At 60.4% G+C, this 19,498-nt stretch carries 15 protein-coding genes and 2 tRNA genes; 12 read left to right on the plus strand and 5 right to left on the minus strand.

Annotated features, from left to right (window positions below; all coding sequences use genetic code 11):
* Nucleotides 1-12: 12 nt before the first annotated feature.
* Nucleotides 13-1,443: a Glu/Leu/Phe/Val family dehydrogenase gene (locus tag OE747_RS22160; protein ID WP_263830644.1), complete on the minus strand. Its 1,431-nt coding sequence runs from the start codon at nt 1,441-1,443 to the stop codon at nt 13-15.
* A gap of 342 nt (nt 1,444-1,785) precedes the next feature.
* Between OE747_RS22160 and OE747_RS22165 the strand changes: the two genes are divergently transcribed.
* From OE747_RS22165 to OE747_RS22175, 3 genes are read left to right on the plus strand one after another with little or no spacing between them, the layout of a single operon-like run.
* Nucleotides 1,786-3,429 (plus strand): TadE/TadG family type IV pilus assembly protein, encoded by a 1,644-nt coding sequence (locus tag OE747_RS22165; RefSeq protein WP_263830645.1) that lies wholly within the window; start codon nt 1,786-1,788, stop codon nt 3,427-3,429.
* Nucleotides 3,426-3,959, plus strand: coding sequence for a TadE/TadG family type IV pilus assembly protein (locus OE747_RS22170; protein WP_263830646.1), 534 nt, complete (start codon nt 3,426-3,428; stop codon nt 3,957-3,959). The genes OE747_RS22165 and OE747_RS22170 overlap by 4 nt, the downstream gene beginning before the upstream one ends.
* 4 nt (nt 3,960-3,963) lie before the next feature.
* A complete protein-coding gene (locus OE747_RS22175; protein WP_263830647.1) occupies nt 3,964-4,515 on the plus strand; it encodes a TadE/TadG family type IV pilus assembly protein in 552 nt (183 codons plus the stop codon).
* A 3-nt stretch (nt 4,516-4,518) separates the two neighbouring features.
* Here OE747_RS22175 and OE747_RS22180 read toward each other — a convergent pair whose 3' ends face one another.
* The gene (locus OE747_RS22180) at nt 4,519-5,004 is read right to left on the minus strand and encodes a hypothetical protein (RefSeq protein WP_263830648.1); all 486 of its coding nucleotides are present in this window, start codon (nt 5,002-5,004) and stop codon (nt 4,519-4,521) included.
* A 97-nt stretch (nt 5,005-5,101) separates the two neighbouring features.
* Here OE747_RS22180 and OE747_RS22185 point away from each other — a divergent pair, with 97 nt between their 5' ends.
* Nucleotides 5,102-6,277, plus strand: coding sequence for a 4Fe-4S double cluster binding domain-containing protein (locus OE747_RS22185; protein ID WP_263830649.1), 1,176 nt, complete (start codon nt 5,102-5,104; stop codon nt 6,275-6,277).
* Here the strand turns inward: OE747_RS22185 and OE747_RS22190 are convergent.
* Nucleotides 6,274-7,695: a GMC oxidoreductase gene (locus OE747_RS22190; protein ID WP_263830650.1), complete on the minus strand. Its 1,422-nt coding sequence runs from the start codon at nt 7,693-7,695 to the stop codon at nt 6,274-6,276. The genes OE747_RS22185 and OE747_RS22190 overlap by 4 nt on opposite strands.
* Entirely contained in the window at nt 7,695-7,820 is a 126-nt protein-coding gene (locus OE747_RS22195; protein WP_263830651.1) for a hypothetical protein, read from the minus strand. Before OE747_RS22195 ends, OE747_RS22190 begins: the two co-directional genes overlap by 1 nt.
* A gap of 250 nt (nt 7,821-8,070) precedes the next feature.
* Here OE747_RS22195 and OE747_RS22200 point away from each other — a divergent pair, with 250 nt between their 5' ends.
* Entirely contained in the window at nt 8,071-8,982 is a 912-nt protein-coding gene (locus OE747_RS22200; RefSeq protein WP_263830652.1) for a pirin family protein, read from the plus strand.
* Nucleotides 8,983-9,006: 24 nt separating this feature from the next.
* Here the strand turns inward: OE747_RS22200 and OE747_RS22205 are convergent, their stop codons facing one another.
* Nucleotides 9,007-9,591 carry a TetR/AcrR family transcriptional regulator gene (locus OE747_RS22205; protein WP_263830653.1) on the minus strand — a complete coding sequence of 195 codons (585 nt, stop codon included), beginning with the start codon at nt 9,589-9,591 and terminating at the stop codon, nt 9,007-9,009.
* 102 nt (nt 9,592-9,693) lie between these two features.
* On the opposite strand from OE747_RS22205, the gene OE747_RS22210 reads away from it, so the two are divergent.
* The 7 genes from OE747_RS22210 to OE747_RS22240 form a co-directional block, all read left to right on the plus strand.
* Nucleotides 9,694-9,957, plus strand: coding sequence for a hypothetical protein (locus OE747_RS22210; RefSeq protein ID WP_263830654.1), 264 nt, complete (start codon nt 9,694-9,696; stop codon nt 9,955-9,957).
* A 123-nt stretch (nt 9,958-10,080) separates the two neighbouring features.
* Nucleotides 10,081-11,367: a homoserine dehydrogenase gene (locus OE747_RS22215; protein ID WP_263830655.1), complete on the plus strand. Its 1,287-nt coding sequence runs from the start codon at nt 10,081-10,083 to the stop codon at nt 11,365-11,367.
* Nucleotides 11,368-11,457: 90 nt separating this feature from the next.
* The gene (gene glpX / locus OE747_RS22220; RefSeq protein ID WP_263830656.1) at nt 11,458-12,420 is read left to right on the plus strand and encodes a class II fructose-bisphosphatase; all 963 of its coding nucleotides are present in this window, start codon (nt 11,458-11,460) and stop codon (nt 12,418-12,420) included.
* Between the two features lie 108 nt (nt 12,421-12,528).
* Nucleotides 12,529-14,268 (plus strand): single-stranded-DNA-specific exonuclease RecJ, encoded by a 1,740-nt coding sequence (recJ, locus tag OE747_RS22225; RefSeq protein WP_263830657.1) that lies wholly within the window; start codon nt 12,529-12,531, stop codon nt 14,266-14,268.
* 111 nt (nt 14,269-14,379) lie between these two features.
* Nucleotides 14,380-14,454, plus strand: a tRNA-Glu gene (locus OE747_RS22230).
* A 145-nt stretch (nt 14,455-14,599) separates the two neighbouring features.
* A tRNA-Glu gene (locus tag OE747_RS22235) sits at nt 14,600-14,674 on the plus strand.
* A gap of 1,737 nt (nt 14,675-16,411) precedes the next feature.
* Nucleotides 16,412-19,498 (plus strand): DUF11 domain-containing protein (locus OE747_RS22240; RefSeq protein ID WP_263830658.1); only part of this gene is annotated, 3,087 nt, incomplete at its 3' end.

The raw sequence follows: 19,498 nt of genomic DNA on the forward strand, positions 1-19,498 counted from the left end.
CTCATGTCACGATCAAAGTCCCTTGGCGCGATAGCTCTTGGCGACCCGGTCAATGGACACCAGATAGGCCGCCGTCCGCAGATCCACCGCATCCGCGCGCTCGTGCCAGATCGACGCCATCGACTGATAGGCCGCCCGCATCGTGTCATCCAGACCCGAGCGCACCAGTTCCAGCTCGTCCGCCCCGCGCAGGTAGTTCTGCTTGAACCCCGGGCTCAGCGTCCACCCCAGTTCCTTGTCGGCCGACAGCCGCTCCAACTCGTCCACCAGCATCTGCGTGCGGGTCTCTTCGGCCCGGCGCTGCATGCGGCCGAACCGGATATGGCTGAGATTCTTGACCCATTCGAAATAGGACACGGTCACGCCACCGGCGTTGGCATACATGTCAGGAATGATCACGGTTCCCTTGTCGCGCAGCACTTCGTCTGCGCCAGAGGTGATCGGGCCGTTGGCCGCCTCGATGATCAAAGGCGCCTTGATCTTCTTGGCGTTGCCAAGATGGATCACGCCTTCCATCGCGGCCGGGATCAGGATGTCGCAGGACTCTTCCAGCACTTTGGCGCCGTCGGCCACATAGGTGCCATCCGGATAACCTGTCACCCCGCCATGCTTGGCGATCCAGTTACGTACTCCATCGACATCCAGCCCGTCCTTGCTGACCAGAGCGCCATCGCGTTCGATGATGCCGGTGATCATCGCGCCGTCCTCTTCGCTCAGGAACTTGGCGGCGTGATATCCCACATTGCCAAGGCCCTGGACGATCACCCGCTTGCCGTCGAGCTTGCCGGTCAGACCCGACTTGGCGACACCCTGGCTGTCGCGGAAGAACTCGCGCAGCGCATATTGCACGCCGCGTCCCGTCGCCTCGACCCGGCCGGCGATACCACCAGCGTTCAGCGGTTTGCCGGTGACGCAGGCCCGCGCGTTGATGTCGGTGGTGTTCATCCGCGCATACTGGTCCGCGATCCAGGCCATCTCGCGTTCGCCGGTGCCCATGTCGGGCGCGGGCACGTTCTGGGACGGGTTGATCAGGTCGCGCTTGGCCAGCTCATAGGCAAACCGGCGGGTGATCTGCTCCAGCTCATATTCCTCGTACTGGCGCGGGTCGATGCACAGCCCACCTTTTGAGCCGCCGAACGGGGCCTCGACGAGCGCGCATTTATAGGTCATCAGCGCCGCCAGCGCCTCGACCTCGTCCTGGTTCACCGACATCGCGTAGCGGATACCGCCCTTGACCGGTTCCATATGTTCGGAATGCACGGAACGATAACCGACAAAGGTCTGAATCTGGCCTCTGAGCCGGACGCCGAAGCGCACCGTGTAGGTGGCGTTGCATACGCGGATCTTCTCTTCCAGCCCCGGCGGCAGATCCATCAGGGCGGCTGCCCTGTTGAACATCATGTCCACACTTTCGCGGAAACTGGGTTCGTTCTTGCGGGCCATTAACAAAAAACCTCCATGACCTTTCCTGACTCGGCTCATGACACCTTGTCGCAGGCCCCTTATGACGTAACGTTCGCAAAGTGCCAATTTTTTAATCACCTGAAACCGCCGGAAATGACCCAAAGCGCGATTCGCCGGTGATTGTAGAGACCCCGGAAACAAACCGGAGCAAAACCCCCGAGTGTTCTTAACCAACGGTTAACGTTCACTGTTTGGCACCGTTAGCGCCCCAATCCTGCCATCTTTGCGGTGCACTACTTCGCATTGAACTTTGATCTCCGGCTGGGGTTCTGCCGGAAAGGTAGGTGTATGATGATCATGCCGATTGGCTGTCGCGCTGCCGTGACACGCAACATTCTGGGTCGTGTGAAACGCACGGGCGAAACCTTCGCAAAGGCCGAAGACGGAGCGATGACCATTCTCGCACTTTTTCTGTTCCTTGCAATGGTCGGGGCCGCGGGTATCGGTGTCGATCTCATGCGGTTCGAGCAGAAGCGCGCCGCGCTCCAGTACACGCTGGATCGCGCGGTTCTGGCCGCCGCCGACCTCGACCAGTCGGTTCCGCCGGAGACTGTCGTCCGGTCCTATCTGGAGAAGGCAGGCCTGCTGGAATACCTGTCCAGTGTCGTCGTCGACGAGGGGCTGGGGTACCGCAAGGTGTCGGCCACCGCCACCGCCGAGCTTCCAACCCATTTCATGAAACTCTCGGGTTATGACAGCCTGACCATCCCGGCAACCAGCACCGCCGAGGAAAGCATCGGCAATGTCGAGATTTCGCTTGTTCTAGATGTCTCGGGCTCGATGAACAGCAACAGCCGACTTTACAACCTGAAGATCGCCGCCAAGGAATTCGTGGACCACATGCTGTCGGCGACCGAAGACGGTGCGGTTTCGATCTCGGTTATCCCCTATGCCAGCCAGGTCAATGCAGGCCCGGATTTGCTCCAGTTCTACAACGTCAGCACAGAACACAACTACTCGTATTGCGTGAACTTCATCGATGACGAATTTAGCCAGCCCGGCCTGTCGCGCACGACGCCGCTGGAGCGCACTATGCATTTCGACCCGTTTACCTATTCCAAGGATCCGATCCAGACTCCGGTATGTCCGATACGGGCCAGCACTGCGATCCTGCCGTTTACGAATGATCAGACCGTCCTGGATACCTACATCGACGGAATGACCGCACGCGGCAACACGTCGATCGATATTGGCGCCAAATGGGGCATCGTCATGCTCGACCCGAGTACCCGCAGCGTGATTGATGGCCTGATTACACAAAGCAAGGTTGATGTTTCCTTCTCGGGTCGCCCGTCGGCCTATGACTCTGGCGATGTGCTCAAGGTTCTGATCGTGATGTCAGATGGTGAGAACACCGACCAGTATATGCTGAACCCGTCTCTGCGCACTGGCAATTCAAACGTCTGGTACAATGCGTCGGAAGACGCGATCAGCGGCTCTCCGGACACCAACACCAAAAACGCCTTCAGCATCTACCATGACAACGGTGGGCACAACTATTACTGGCCGGACCAGAACAAGTGGTCTGACCACCCTTATGGCAATGGAACCAGCCCGGTCTGCGGATACGACTCTGGCGGCATTTACTCCTGCGCAGACAAGGACGAACCCGGCACTGCCGTGCGGCTGACCTATCCCGAGCTGCTCAACAAGGTGTCTCTGGCCTATAACGCCTATTACAACTACGAGTTTTCCAGCAGCGCCTGGGCCGACTGGTACAGCTCTGCCCTGACCCGCAAGGAAGCCTCGGCCAAGGATCAGCGTACCAAGCACGTCTGCGACGCGGCCAAGGACCAAGGCGTCATTGTCTACTCCGTCGGTTTTGAGGCACCGGCAAACGGGCGTCGTGTCCTTCAGGACTGTGCGAGCTCGGACAGCCATTACTACGACGCCACCGGACTGGAAATCAGTGACGCCTTCACCTCGATCGCATCGTCGATCCGTAAACTGAGGCTGACCCAATGACACGCAAGCTGGCCAAGTTTCTACGCCGGTTCCGCAAGTGCGAGGACGGCAACGCCACGGTCGAATTCGTCATCGTCTTTCCGGCCGTTGTCGGCGTGATGCTGGCGGCGGTCGAACTGACCTTCATGACGCTCAACCATGCCATGCTGGAACGCGCGGTCGATATTGTGGTGCGCGACCTGCGCCTGAACACCGGAACCAACCCGGCGCATGACGTGCTGAAAGAACGGATTTGCGAAAAGGCGGTGTTCATCCGCAATTGCAGCACCAATCTCAAGCTGGAGATGGTCCGCCAGGATCCGTACGCAGGCATCACCTTGCCTGCCGTGCCGGATTGCACTGACCTTTCCGAAGAAGTCAAACCTGTGCGCCAATTCGAAAATGGTCAGGCGAACGAGCTGATGGTTCTGCGCGCCTGCGCAAAGATCAATCCGATCTTTCCCTCGTCGACCCTGGGTGCGACCCTGGCAAACGACGAAGGCCAATACGCCCTGACAGCCATGTCCGTCTTCGTGCAGGAGCCCTTGTAAAGCCATGTTGATAGATCGCATCAAGAAAAAACTGGCACAATTTCGGTCGAACGAAGAGGGATCCATCGCTGTCGAAGCGCTGTTGACGGTGCCGATCCTGTTCTGGACATTGATGATCGGCTACACATATTTCGACGGCTATCGCGATGCAGCCTCGAACGTGAAGGCCGCCTATACAATTGGTGACCTCATCTCGCGCGAAACCCGCACGATTGACGATGCCTATATCGACTCGATGGTTCAGCTTTACGCTCGCATGGTCGGCACGCCCAACAATCTGCAAATGCGGGTCTCGTTGCTGCGATATGACAAGAAGCGTGACCGGCACCGGGTACGCTGGTCTGCGAACCGCGGGTTCCCGACCAGCCTCAGCAACGCAAATGTCGCCGAGATCAGCCCAAAACTGCCGCCGATGTCCGATCAGGATACTTTGATCCTTGTCGAGACCCGCAACACCTATCAGGCGCCCTTCAACGTCGGCCTGGACGATACGGTGATGGAGAGCTTCATCTTCACGCGACCGCGTTTTACCAACGAGATCGCCGGTAGCGTCTGACGCTCAGCGCGGCAGGGTTCCGTCCCGTTCCGCCAGCATGGCCGAGATCATCTCGGCCATGAATTTTGTCTGGGATCCGGGTGTGACCCCGCCAACCCCGATGCGACGGCCAAGCCGCCACCACAGACCGGGCCGCCAGGCGCGGAGTGCGGGCGCCCGCGTGCGGATCAGAAACCCGTTGGACGGTTTGAACGCAAAAGCCCCGCGCTCGACCTGTTCGATATCTTCGATGCGGGCGATCACTTCGCCAGTGCCGGTGCGCAGTTCGCTGTCGGTAAGCTCGACCCGCCCTGCTGTCGCGGCATACATGCTTTGCGCCATCCACAGCGAGCCCGCGCCAAGCGCGATCAGGAAAACCTGCCACATCAGCGGCGGCGGCGTCATCAGCGCCACATAGATCAGCAGCACCCCCAGTGCGACAAGCATCACCAGAGCCAGCCACCGCCGCGGCGCCGAAGCCTCTACTACCGCCAGTACCTCGTCCTGCATGTTCCGATCCTTTGCTGTTCCGCCTCCCATATCCGATCACGGGCCGCCGGAACAGACCCATTGCCCTACCCACAAACCCCGAGTTAGCGTGCCGGTCATGAGTTACCCAGCCAACCGCCCCAACCCCAGACTCGATAGCGATGCCCAGGCGGGCATCGACGTGACCGAGGACTTCGAACGTTTCTCGCAGCGCAATGATGTATTCACCCGCGCCATGTGGGACGATGGGGTGAAGTCGAAACAGACCCAGTCTTTCTTCGCCTCCTACCGGATGGAAGCGATCCCGCGCCGGGGCGACGGGTTCACCCAGCGCGATTTCGCGCTGCGCAACGCGTCCTGGCTGATCTCGGATGTCGTGACCAACCGGCACGCCGCCGAAGGCCGACGCGAAGGCTTTCAGGCCCCGATCAGCAATGACACGCCGGTTGCGCCGCAACGGGTCGACATAGACGAGCCGGCCCGCATGAGCACCGAAATCAAGCGTATCGCTCGGTTCTTCGGCGCCGACCTGTGCGGCATCACCGGCATGGACGAGCGCTGGCTCTATACCGCGCGTGTCGATGTGCGGGACATGACCGAGGCGCCCCTCGGTCTGCCCGAGGGCATGACCTCGGTCATCGTGCTGGGTCACGAGATGGAGGCCGATCTTGTCGCCACCTACCCCTCGGCTCTGGCCGGGGCCGCGACGGGACGCGAATACAGCCATGAGGCGGCCGTGGTGATGCAACTGGCCGCCTATATCCGCAACCTGGGCTACGAGGCGACCGCCTCGATGAACGACACCGGATTGGTCATTCCTTATGCGATCCAGGCCGGGCTGGGCGAGTACGCCCGCAACCAGATGGTGATCACGCCGGAATTCGGGCCGCGGCTGAGATTTTCCAAGATCTTCACCAATCTGCCGCTGGCCCATGACGTAGCCCGCCCGCTAGGCGTGCGCGCCTTTTGCGACATCTGTACGAAATGTGCCGATGCCTGCCCGGTCAAGGCCCTGCCCTATGGCCCGCCCTCGACCGAGACCGCCAATGTCTCGGCCATACGGGGCGTACGCAAATGGACCTCTGACGCCGAGAAATGCTTCTCCTTCTGGGCCAAACTGTCATCGGATTGCGCCATCTGCATGCGAGTCTGCCCGTTCAACCGCGATTACTCCCGACGCCGACACCGGCTGTGGCTGAAACTGGCGCTGTCGCCGCTGCGCAAACTGGCCTTGCGACTCGCGACGAGTCACGGGGCACGCGCAAAACCGGCGGATTGGTGGGCGGGCGTCTAGACGACCTTGACCAGATGATCTGCAAGCCGCAGCGCGAATTGAACAATCGCCAAGGTCGGATTGTTGTAACCTGCCGTGGTGTACAGGGAGGATCCGGCCACATAGAGGTTCTCGGCTCCGAACACCTTGCAGTTGCCGTCAACCACGCCATACCGTGGTGAGTACGACATCCGCGTTCCCCCCATGTGGTGATACCCGGCCAGAATGTCGTCGTCGGGGTACTCGTCCCCCTGATAGACCCAATCGCGCAACTGGAGCCGGCCCAGGTTCTCCCTCAGAATGAAGGCGTTGAATTGCTGGGTCGAGGCCAGCATGGTTTCCCGGTCGATGCTCGCCTTGCGCCAATGCAGTTCCGACTGCGGAACTCCGAAACGGTCCACCGCGCGGTCGGACAGGGCCACCCTGTTTTCACGATTTGGCGCCTGCTCCCAGGCGGCCTGAAACCGATAGGAGCAAATCAGCTTCTTGCCCGCCAGATCCGCCGCCCAGGCGCCGACACCCGGGGCCACACACAGCAGATCCTTGATCAACCGCTTGGTCGTGCTGTCGCCTTGTTCTTCGACGACCACGCCACAGCCCATGATCCCCAGGGCCTTTTGCATTTTTTCGGTCAGCGCAAAGTACAGGTTGGCCTGGTCCCAGGATTTGATCAACGCTTCGCCGATTATGAAATGAGGATGTTCCATCCAGTACCGGCCGATCGGCAGATCGCGGTCAAAGAAGCTGCCGCCATGCAAACGCTCCATCCACAAGAGCTGCCGGGAATTGTCTATCCCGCCCATGGCGAACACCACGGAATTGGCGCGGATCTCAAGGTCCTGATCAGCATAATTCCTGAGCTTGACCGAGCGCACCCGCCTGTCCGCGCCGGTCAGATCGGTGAAATTGCAGTTCAGGAACAGGTCGATGTTTTTCGAGCTTTCGATCTCGGCCTGAAACTTCTCCCCGAACCGGACGGGGGGCGAATATTTGAAATCCACCTGGCGCAGACCAAGCTCTTCGTCCACCAGCCGGTCCCGGTAGTCGGAACTGATCTCGACGATCTCGCAGGCCTCGGCCAGATAGGGCAGGATATCGTCATGCGAGATGGGCCAGCGAAAATCATCGCCCAGATACCCTCGATTGAAATCCGTCGGCTCAAACGAACGGCAATACCCGCCCCAATGGTTGGTTGAGCCGCCAAAATACCGCAGCCGCGCGATATCCAGGTCGAAGTAAGGGTCGCCAATTGTCTGCCCGGCATAGATCTCTTGCGAATCGTCCTCATAGTCCAGCCCGCCGCCTTCGCACAACGCCACGCGCTTGCCTGCGCGCCCCAGGCGTATGGCAAGCGTAATTCCGGCAGCCCCCGCCCCCAAAATACAGACGTCATACTGCTGTTCTGGCGTCAGCGGACCCTTGGCGAAATCGAAAAGCATCAGACGTCCTCATCCCTGAGGAGCCAACCACTCTTGATCCGCTGCGGAAAATAGCGCCGGAACAATGGAACATGGCCTAGCGAAAGCGCCAGCAGGCTCGCGATGGAAAAAGTGCGTCGATTCATAAATCGTTCTCCTTAAGCACCTCAATCCATAACAGATTATCGCAAAACAAGCATGTCCTGCCCCACTTCGGAACGCGCAGAGCGACAATGACCTGTCCTGATCCTGATTGTAACCTGATCCACAAATGCGACCGACGGCGCCAACCCGGCTGTGTTCATTCTTGCACAGGCACCGTGTCGTTTGACTCGTTTGTTCGACGGCAACCGCGTCCTATGTTTGCTGAAACACCAACCTGACAGAGGTTTGACCATGTCCATCCGACCGATCCTTGAAACCCGCCGCGCGACGCCAGCACTCGAAGGCGCGGGCGTCAAGCTGCACCGGGCCTTCGGTTTCCAGGACCCCACGGAACTGGATCCGTTCCTGCTGTTTGACGATTTCCGCAACGAGTATCCGCAGGACTATCTGCGCGGCTTCCCCTGGCACCCGCATCGCGGCATCGAGACCATCACCTATGTGCTGTCAGGCACCGTCGATCACGGCGACTCTCTGGGCAATACCGGCACATTGGGCGCAGGCGACGTGCAATGGATGACCGCCGGATCGGGCATCCTGCATCAGGAGATGCCCAAGGGGAACGCGCAGGGTCAGATGCATGGCTTCCAGCTCTGGGGCAACCTTCCGGCGGCGCAGAAGATGACTGCCCCCCGCTATCAGGATGTGCGCGGCACCGAGATTCCCGAGATCATCGACGACGACGGCACAAGGGTGAAAGTGATCGTGGGCACGTTCTGGGGCAAGACCGGCCCGGTGGACGGCATAGCCGCCGATCCGCAATACCTCGACATCTTCGTTCCGGCGGGGGTCCGGAAGACGTTCCGGATCGACACCTACCGCCGCGCCTTTGCCTATGTGTTCGAAGGCGCCGGAGCCTTTGCCGATGCCTCGACCCCCACCGGCGTGCTGTTGGAAAAGGAGGTTGCGGGGCAAGAGGTCAACATTCGTGACCTGTCCGGCAACCGCACCCTGATCCGCTTCGGGACCGGCGACGAGGTGACGGTTCAGGCCGGGCCCGACGGGGTGCGCTTTTTGCTGATCTCGGGCGCGCCGATTGCCGAACCCGTCGCCTGGCACGGACCAATCGTGATGAACACGCAGGAAGAGCTGATGCAGGCGATGCGCGATCTGCGCAACGGCACATTCATCCGCCCCGCACACTGAGACCCGCGCCGCGTGACCTGTTGGTTACGCGGCAACCGCCTTGCGCACCATGTCCCAGTAGATGCCCTCGACCTGATCCAGCGACAGGCGCCCGCCCGCGCGGTACCAGGTATTGACCCCGTTCAGCATCGCGATCACCGCCAGGGTCGCGATCTTGGTATCCGGGACCTCGAAAAGCCTCTCAGACACCCCTGCGCGCAGAATCGCTTCCAGATCATCCTCGTAGCGCTTGCGCAGCGCCTCGATGGTGGCAAAATTTTCGGGCGTCAGATTGCGCAGCTCCATATAGGCGATGAACACCTCGTCGGGCCGGTCCAGATGGAACCGGATGTGAAAGCCGACGAAATCGCGCAACCGGGTCATCGCGTCGCCGCTTGCCCGATCCGCCCGGGCTCCCAGCAACTCGTCCATGTGGCGGAGCATCAGACCAAAAAGCAGGCTCTGCTTGTCCGGCGTATAGTTATAGAGCGCACCCGCCTGTACCCCCACCTCGCCAGCAATCTGGCGCATCGACACGGCCGCAAATCCGTGCCGCGCAAACAGCCTGAGCGCCGCGTCCTGGATGCGCGGGCCGGTGATGTCGGAATGAGAGCCTTGGGTACGTGCCATATCCCCACGCTATCTGAACATACGTTCAGATAAAAGCCCCACTTGCGCCAAACCCCTGAAAGCGCGACAAGGGCTTGGAAATCAGCAACTCCCGTCAACCGCATGCTCCGCTTTTGCCTCATCTCGCTCGTCCTGATCACGGCCTGCACCCAGGTTCCGGAACTGGATGAACATATCGGGCCAGAGTTGCAGGGAAAACCCTTTCCCAAGCTGGTTTCGCTGGATCAGACGCTAGGTCCGCCCGCCGATCCCGAGGACGAGGCGCAAAAGCTGGCCGAAAGCCTCGACGGTCGGCGCGCGGCGCTGCAGGCCAAGGCGCAGCGCCTGCGGCAAGCCGTGCCCGACGAGGGCGAAGACACGGAGTGACCAAAACCATCACCGAATAGCGGTGCCACACGTTGCACGGACCCGCCGATCCGGCTAAGGCACGCAATCAGGGTGGCGGTCGGACAAGGTCCGCGCCGAGGGTGAGCAGAAAGGACTGATAAGATGAAACCGGCATTGCGGCTCGGAATTGCGGGATTGGGAACCGTTGGCGTCGGCGTCGTTCGCATCATCCGTCGGCATGCCGATCTGTTGCAGGCGCGCACCGGCCGCCGTATCGAGATCGTTGCCGTGTCGGCCCGCGATGCGGCCAAGGACCGGGGCGTGAACCTGAAATCCTACGCCTGGGAAACCGATCCGGTGGCGCTGGCCCGCCGCGACGACATCGACGTCTATGTCGAACTGATGGGCGGCGAGAACGGGGCCGCCAAGGCCTCGATCGAGGCCGCGCTGGAAACCGGCAAGGATGTGGTCACCGCCAACAAGGCGCTGTTGGCGATCCACGGCCAGACGCTGGCTGAACAGGCCGAGGCAGCAGGCCGCGTGATCCGGTTCGAGGCCGCCGTCGCCGGCGGCATCCCGGTGATCAAGGCGCTGACCGAGGGCTTGGCCGGAAACCAGATCACCCGCGTCATGGGCGTGATGAACGGCACCTGCAACTATATCCTGACCCGCATGGAATCGCAGCGCAAAGGCTATAACGCGCTGTTCGAGGAATGCGCTCAGCTGGGATATCTGGAGGCCGACCCGAACCTTGACGTGGGCGGCATAGACGCGGCGCACAAACTCGCGCTCCTGGCCTCCATCGCCTTTGGCACCCGGCCGCATTTCGAAGGAATCGACATCGAAGGCATCCAGCGGATCAACCTCGAAGACATCACCTATGCCGCCGACATGGGGTATCGCATCAAGCTGTTGGGCGTGGCCCAGCGCACCGGACGTGGGCTGGAACAGCGCATGCGTCCCTGCCTGGTCCCGGCGGATTCGCCCTTGGGCCAGCTCGAAGGCGGCACCAACATGGTGGTGATCGAAGGCGACGCAGTGGAACAGGTGGTTCTGCGTGGCCCCGGCGCGGGTGAAGGGCCAACCGCCAGCGCCGTGCTGGGCGACATCTGCGATATCGCGCGCGGTTTCCGCCTGCCTGTCTTTGGCCAACCGGCGACGACGCTGGCAGATGCCGACAGCGCCCAGTCGAACTCACCCGCGCCCTATTATCTGCGTCTCCTGCTGCCTGACCGGCCCGGCGCGCTGGCCAAGGTCGCGGCCGCCCTGGGCGACGCGGGCGTAAGCATCAACCGGATGCGCCAGACCGACCACGACAGCGCCGAGGCGCCGGTGGTGATCGTCACCCACAAGACCCAACGGGCGGCGATCGACGCGGCGGTCGAGGCCATGGTCGACAGCGGCGTTCTGGCCGCCGAACCGGTCGCCCTGCGGATCGAGGCGGTCTGATCCGCCGACACATCGTTTTCGCAAACATGCTTGTGGACCCCCGCCGCCCTGCGGTAGAGGGTCACTAAGCCCATCTGCAAGGAATTATTCATGTCCTCCAAGCCCGAATTTCATGACCGCATGCTTTCCCTGGGCCTCGCCCGCGTGGCTGAACAGGCGGCGCTGGCCTCGGCCTCTCTGATCGGTCGTGGCGATGAGAAGGCCGCTGATCAGGCCGCCGTGAACGCCATGCGCGAACAGCTGAACCTGCTGGACATCGCCGGTGTCGTGGTGATCGGCGAAGGCGAACGCGACGAGGCGCCGATGCTTTATATCGGCGAGGAAGTGGGCACCGGCAACGGACCGGGTGTCGATATCGCGCTGGATCCGCTGGAAGGCACCACGCTGACCGCCAAAGACATGCCCAACGCGCTGACCGTGATCGCCATGGGCCCACGCGGCTCGATGCTGCATGCGCCCGACGTCTACATGGAAAAACTGGCCATCGGCCCGGGCTATGCAGACGGCGTGGTCTCGCTCGACATGTCGCCGCGCGAACGCGTTGAGGCGCTGGCCAAGGCCAAGGGCTGCAAGCCATCGGATATCACCGTCTGTATTCTGGAGCGTCCGCGCCACGAGGCGATGATCGCCGAAGTGCGCGAGACCGGCGCCTCGATCCGGCTGATCACCGACGGCGACGTCGCGGGCGTGATGCATTGCGCCGAGGCCGAGACCACCGGCATCGACATGTACATGGGCTCGGGCGGCGCGCCCGAGGGGGTACTGGCGGCGGCGGCGCTGAAATGCATGGGCGGCCAGATCTTTGGCCGGCTCCTTTTCCGCAACGACGACGAGCGCGGCCGCGCCGCCAAGGCAGGCATCACCGATCTTGACCGCGTCTATACCCGCGACGAGATGGTGACGCAGGACGTGATCTTTGCCGCCACCGGCGTGACCGGCGGATCGCTCTTGCCGCGCATCAAGCGCGAACCGGGCTGGGTGGAAACAACCACCTTGCTGATGCGGTCCAAGACCGGCTCGGTACGGCGGATGAGCTATCGCACCCCGGTCTGAGCCTTTGGCGGGGGATGCGGCTGGCGCCGCAGCCTCCGGCGGGAGTATTTGGGGCGAAATGAAGGGCCGGATCCGCGCAGGGTCCGGCCTTTGTGCATGAGGTGACGGGTGGCATATCTGGGAGTGGACAGTTCGCTGAGTGGTCGCCGCTGGGTCGGTCCGGATATCGAGACCGAACGCGCGGCCGAGATGATGCGGCAACAGAGCGACCTGCCGCAGGCGGTCTGCCAGGTGCTGGCACGGCGGGGCGTGCCGCTTATGGAGGCGCGCGGCTTTCTCGACCCCAAGCTGAAGGAGTTGCTGCCTGATCCCCGAGGCATGAAGGATATGGAGATCGCGGCTGCGCGGTTCCTGGAGGCCGTGCGCAAGCGGCAACGGATCGCGGTGTTTGCAGACTATGATGTCGATGGCGGCAGTTCGGCAGCGCTGCTGATCCGGTGGTTGCGCGAGATGGGGCTGACGGCGACGCTCTATGTGCCCGACCGGATCGACGAGGGCTATGGCCCCAACGTGCCAGCGATGCGCGATCTGGCGGCCAACCACGAACTGATCGTCTGTGTCGATTGCGGCACGCTGAGCCACGAGCCGATCGCCGCTGCGCGCGGCGCCGATGTCATCGTGCTGGACCACCATCTGGGGGCCGAGACCCTGCCCGACTGCGTCGCGGTGGTGAACCCAAATCGGCAGGATGAAAGCGGCGATCTGGGCTATCTCTGCGCCGCAGGCGTGGTGTTCCTGATGCTGGTCGAGGCGGGCCGCCAGATACGCGAGGCCGGTGCAACCGGTCCCGACCTGATGGGCATGCTCGACCTGGTGGCACTGGCGACGGTGGCCGATGTCGCGCCCCTGATAGGCGCCAACCGGGCGCTGGTACGACAGGGGTTGAAGGTCATGGCGCAACGGCGGCATCCCGGATTGGTGGCGCTTGCAGACGTTGCCAGGATGGATACCGCCCCCAACACCTATCACCTCGGCTTCCTTTTGGGTCCCCGGGTGAATGCCGGCGGCCGGATCGGACAGGCCGATCTGGGCGCGCGGCTGCTGAGCACCGACAACCCGTCCGAGGCCCAGGCGCTGGCCGCACGGCTGGACCAGCTGAACTCGGAACGCCGCGAAATCGAGGAGGCGGTGCGCGCCGCCGCATTGGAACAGGCCGAAGCGCGCGGGCTCGACGGCCCGCTGGCCTGGGCCGCTGGCGAGGGCTGGCATCCGGGCGTGGTGGGCATCGTCGCTTCGCGCCTGAAGGAGGCGGCCAATCGCCCCGCCATCGTCATCGGGTTCGATGGCGAAGAGGGCAAGGGCTCGGGCCGCTCGGTCTCGGGCCTCGACCTGGGCGCCGCGATCCAGCGGCTGGCGTCCGAGGGGCTGCTGGTCAAGGGCGGTGGCCACAAGATGGCCGCGGGCCTGACGGTGATGCGCGACAAGCTGGAGGCGGCGATGGATCGCCTGTCCGACCTGTTGGCGAAACAGGGCGCGGGTGACGGCGGACCTGCGGATCTGAAACTGGACGGCACCCTGATGCCGGGCGCGGCGACCGTCGATCTGTTGGAACAGATCGAGCAGGCAGGTCCCTTTGGGGCCGGTGCCCCTGCCCCGCGGTATGCCCTGCCCGACCTCCAGATCCGGTTTGCCAAGCGGGTCGGCGCCTCGCATCTGAAACTGTCCCTGGCCGATGGCATGGGCGGCGGTCTGGACGCGATCCTGTTCGGCGCCTTCGACGGCCCGCTCGGGCCCCGGCTGGAAAACCACGGCGGCGCGCGCTTTCACTTCGCCGGGCGGCTCGAGGTCAATTCCTGGGGCGGAAGGCAGAGCGTGCAACTAAGGATCGAGGACGCGGCAGAGGCTTGAGGCTTTGAAAACAAGAGGTTTTTCACCCCTCACAAAAAAGTTCTCCGAAGCGTGTTTTTCTGCTTGCGAGGGTCAGTGGGACACCGTAAAAGGCCCTCCACAAGCCAGCGTGGCCCGTTCGTCTATCGGTTAGGACGCCAGGTTTTCAACCTGGAAAGAGGGGTTCGATTCCCCTACGGGCTGCCATATCCCCCCTGAATCGCGACCGTGTCAGACCCGAGAAGAGTAGATCAGGGTTTTGATTCAAAACGTTTTCCGTGCAGAGAAAAATCGTCTTCCCCCACTTGCGCCTGCGCGCGACTCTCCGTAAAAGCCGCTTCACGCCAAGCACGGCCCGTTCGTCTATCGGTTAGGACGCCAGGTTTTCAACCTGGAAAGAGGGGTTCGATTCCCCTACGGGCTGCCATTCTTTGTGGAGTTCCCATTAAATAACAAGGACTTGGGTTGGCAGCGAGAATAGCGGCCCCAAAATCAGCCCCCAAAATCACTTTTTGACCCATCATTTACGATTCCTTTGGTGTAGGCGTCTGAGGATAGGCGAACTCAGTGATTCAGTGGTGACCGCGTTGGCCGTGGTTTCGTGCATGGCAATCGAGTCATCCACAGCCAAGGTACCCACGCCCCGAGAAATACATAAAAGCGTTGTGTCGCAAAATCGAAGTAGTGCGCTCGTCCTTCGAAGGGAGGTGAGCAGTATCAACGACAACCTTTATCGTCTCATAGCCCTGCTGTTAAAGGTCGCGACACTTCCAGCGACCATCTGGACCAAGAGAAAACAGAGCAGACATAAGCCCCGACATGCGGCATCACGCCAAGGCTACGTGTCAGAGCGAGTAGTAACAAGGCCCGTCTATCGTGGGCACGCTACGCCCTGGCCCTAAGAAACCAACAAAAAAATATTGGCAGACTGGACCTATGCGGCGGGTCTGGTGGTCTGCGTACATCTCATTCTCCGCTGAATCCAGCGCCCTCATGGTCGGGCGATCTGGAACCGTGTTACCTTTGGATTCCCGGATGACCTCCGCAACCTTATCAAGTACTTGCGAAAGGTGCCCTTCAACCGGCACCCTGCCAGTCGGCCGCAACGATCTCTTTCAAGGCAATGCATTTTTAACGCAACCGGTACGCGACCCGAACCTCCCCAAAGCCATACTTACGCGTTGATTTCTCAACGAATTATCAACGCAGCCCTCTTGCCTCGCGCCTACGTTACAATGCTCTCCGGGACCCCGTATTCATGTTTAACTGCCCACCAAAGATAGAGCCTCTCGCAGTTGATCTGCACGAACATAGGCCCAAACCTTTGCCACCAAAATCAACCGGCTTCGCGGCTCGCGTCGATGCTGTGCTAGTGAAACAAATCTTCTACGTTTCGCAGCAACAGCGGAGACCGGTCGCACTTCATAACTGTCTGGCAGATAATCTCAGGGCTCGTCTTGCGATCGCGAAACGAGGATCTTTTGGTCGTGAAGGAAAGCCATTGAATGGCCCTGCCCGTCTCGAGCTGGTTTCCTTTTCCAGCACCTCTGAGATAAGTCCGCCCGGTGAAAGGATAACGCCAGCTTTTTGCCGATATGTGCATCAGGGCCACGTCGATTGACTATCGAGAAAACCCATGTCGAAAACTCCAATAACGCAGACAAAGGCAAGGATCCACGCACCAGTTCTTACTGACATCCAACAATCTCTTGACAAACATCTTTTTTTCAGCATATTTTGGCTCATTGAGGTAATAAGACAGCTTGATCTTATCTTGCGGCTCTGAAGCTCTGTGGGGGAATTTTTGCGCGCATCTATGAATGAAGGATCGCATTTGAGTCGCGGTTGCCGACTGTAGGGAATTGGTCAGTTACCGTTAATGCAATCTGGATTTTCAATCGCGTGTTAACGAAAGGTGGACGTTGTACACGTTGGTGGTCAAATGGTGACGAATACAATATCGTATCTGGATATCCTTGATGGAAAGTCTGTCAGGTATCTGGACGAAATGTGTGCGCCAATCAATTTTCAACCAAGCGTCTAGTAAATTTCGAAGTCTTGCGGTCGCCATTTGATCTGGACCGCATCCTCCAAGCAGAACGTAAACGGTCTTTCGCATCGCGTCTCCTGACGCGTTCGTTGAGGTTCATAGGGGGAACCAAGTATGACTTTCGATCTAAATGATTTCACCAATGGTATCTTCTTGGTGTCCACACATAAGGACGACTACCTGCCCGGTGAAACGGCGACGATTACTGCTTGGAATGTCGAAGAAGGCGGAACCGTAGCGTTCCAGGTTCAGCATCTGGATCCGGGCGACGATGGCATCTTGGGAACCGATGACGATGTACTGGATGCCGGTCCCACGGACAGTCCGGACGACGACGGAACAGGCCCTCTAGGCACCGTCGAAGACCATTCGGTGTTCTTCGTAACTGATGGCGGACCCGGCGATCTGGATGGCGAAGTTAATGGAACCATCGTCGCTGAATGGTACGTCAACCCCGATGACTCTCTCAACGAACTCTTCCTTGTTACCGCCGAAGAGGTCGATCCAGGACAGGACGGCGTTTTTGGAACCGAAGACGACGTCAAAACCGGAAGTAGCGACACGACCACCTTCTGGGATTCCGGTGGTGATTTTTCGATCGACTTTGTTGCTGCGGCGCCGGAAAGCTATAATCACCTGACCGGTGGCGGCGCCTATGATGATCGCACAATTGGCGTCGATAGCGATGTGGTCGAGTCCCTCGAGGGAGGTGATTTCGCATGTGGTGATATCGTCACTTACTTTGCCTATATCACGGTTGCAGATACCCCCGATGACGAAAACCAGACTATCGAGCTTGATTTCTCGTTCCTGATGGACACGACCGGCCAGTCCGGTCTTGCCATCGGCGATATTGTCTCGGTCAGCATCAATTACGGTGCGATCGAGGATCTGATCGCTGGCGAAGACGCTATCGACAATGGAATCAACGATGATGGTGGCAGCGTCGCAACCTTGGTTTCGGAAACGATGACAGGGCCAATGTTCCAGGCCGGTTCCGAGTTGCATGGTACTGTCAGTGTCACCGATCTTGAGGCGGGTGAAACCGTCGTCGTGCGTATCGACACCCAACTGTACTGTGACCCGGGGTCGAACCCGACCGGGAACCTTCAGGCTCAATTGACCTCTGCGCGCACCGTTGACGGCGACGGCAGTGAAGTGGGTAACGAACTGGACGTGATTCCAGGTGGCGCACAAACGATACCGTTCAAGCAAGTGGGGAGTATCGGCATCCCCGAAATCTTCATTGCCAAAACAGTCGATGCCAATGACGATGGTGTATTCAATGACAGCGAAACCGCGACTCTGAACGGAGATACTGCAACCGCGGTCTATCAATACGAAATTTTCAATATCGGCAATGCAAGCCTTTACAACATTGGGTTCGTCGACGATGGCGGCACCATCGGTGATACATCGGATGATCTGATCATTTACAGTGACGAAACCGGCCTTCAAGTCCAACAATTGCCGGCCGGAACGACGATGTCCTCAATCACCGGCCTGACCGATTTGGACGGCGATGGATATGCAGACGATCTCGCCGCCGATTCCTACGCGACGTTTACCTGGGAAGTCACTTATGACGCTCCTGGCTTTGGCCAACCCAGCGCGGTGATCACCAACACCGCAACCGCGACTGGCGATGACGCGATCATTTCACCAACGACGCTCTCAGACACCGACACAGCGACGGTAACAATTCCGGCAATCCCGGCGCCACAATTCGATTTGGACATCGAAGAGAACACCTACTCCAACGGCCAGGACAGTCTGGCGGGCGACTACCCGACGGACCCGATCATCATTCTTGCCGAAAGCCCGGACGATCCTTCGTTCACCTCATCGGATGTCGTCTGGCAGTTCGAAGTCTCCTTGACCGGAGACTCGGTGCATATCTCTGACATCGACCTGACCAATGATAACGGGACACCGGGAGACCCAGGCGACGACTATAGTCCCAGCTTCGTGTACTCAGGCAATTTTGTCGTCGGTGATACCGACATGGACAACATGCTGGACGAAGGCGAAACTTGGATAGCCGAACAGTCAGGGACAGCGGAAACCGGTTTGTTCCAGGATTTGGGAACGGTGACGGTCACTGTCGGCCCGACTTCGGATTCGGCCTTTGACCCGTCCAGCTACTTAGGCGTCATAGCAGATATCGGCATCACCAAAACGATAACAGACATAGACGGTGATGGCACCGGAACCGGACCGGTGGACGCAGCGGGCGATGTTATCAGCTATGAAATCGTGGTCAGCAATGACGGCACCATCGATCTGACCAATGTTTCCCTCTTGGACCCGCTGATCGAAGGCATCAACGGATCTGGATTGTCCGCTGCTGTCGAGTCGATGAGTGCCGATGGCGTTCTCGAAGTTGGCGAAACCTGGACTTATACCGGAACTTATACCGCCCAACAAAGCGATCTGGACGACAATGGCGGCGGTGACGGAGACATCGACAATACGGCCACCGTTACCGCATATGCCGAGGATACATTCGGCAACAGCACCACTCCAACAGCTGATGCATCAGTTGCGGCACCGGTGGTCCAGGATCCGGCGCTCACCATCGACAAGATCGTGACGGATGTGGGCGGCGAAGGTCCGGACGCCTCGGCCGACGAGGCCGGCGACGTCATCACCTACAAGCTGGTGGTGACCAATACCGGCAACCAGACGCTGACAAATGTCACCGTGGTCGATCCGCTGACCAGCACCAACCATGTCGTGGCCAGCCTGGCGCCGGATGAGGTGATCACGCTCGAGGGCCTGACCTACGCGATCACCCAGGCCGACATCGACAACAACGGCGGCGGCGACGGCGACATCGACAACACGGCGACGGCGGACAGCGACCAGACCGATCCGGTCGATGACAGCGAGGAGGTTCCGGTCGTCCAGGATCCGGGCCTCGCGATCGACAAGCAGGTCACCGGGGTGGACACGGCCGGGGACGGCGTGCTCAACAATGCCGGCGAGATCATCAACTACGATCTCGTGGTCACCAACACCGGCAACCAGACGCTGACCAACGTGACGGTCACCGACCCGCTCACCGGCACCAGCGAGACGATCGCGAACCTCGCCGTGGGCGAGAGCACCACGATCTCGACCTCCTACGCGATCACCCAGGCCGACATCGACAACAACGGCGGCGGCGACGGCGACATCGACAACACGGCGACGGCGGAC

This window comes from Ruegeria aquimaris (assembly GCF_025751555.1).
In the GTDB taxonomy this organism is placed as follows: Bacteria; Pseudomonadota; Alphaproteobacteria; order Rhodobacterales; family Rhodobacteraceae; genus Ruegeria_B; species Ruegeria_B aquimaris.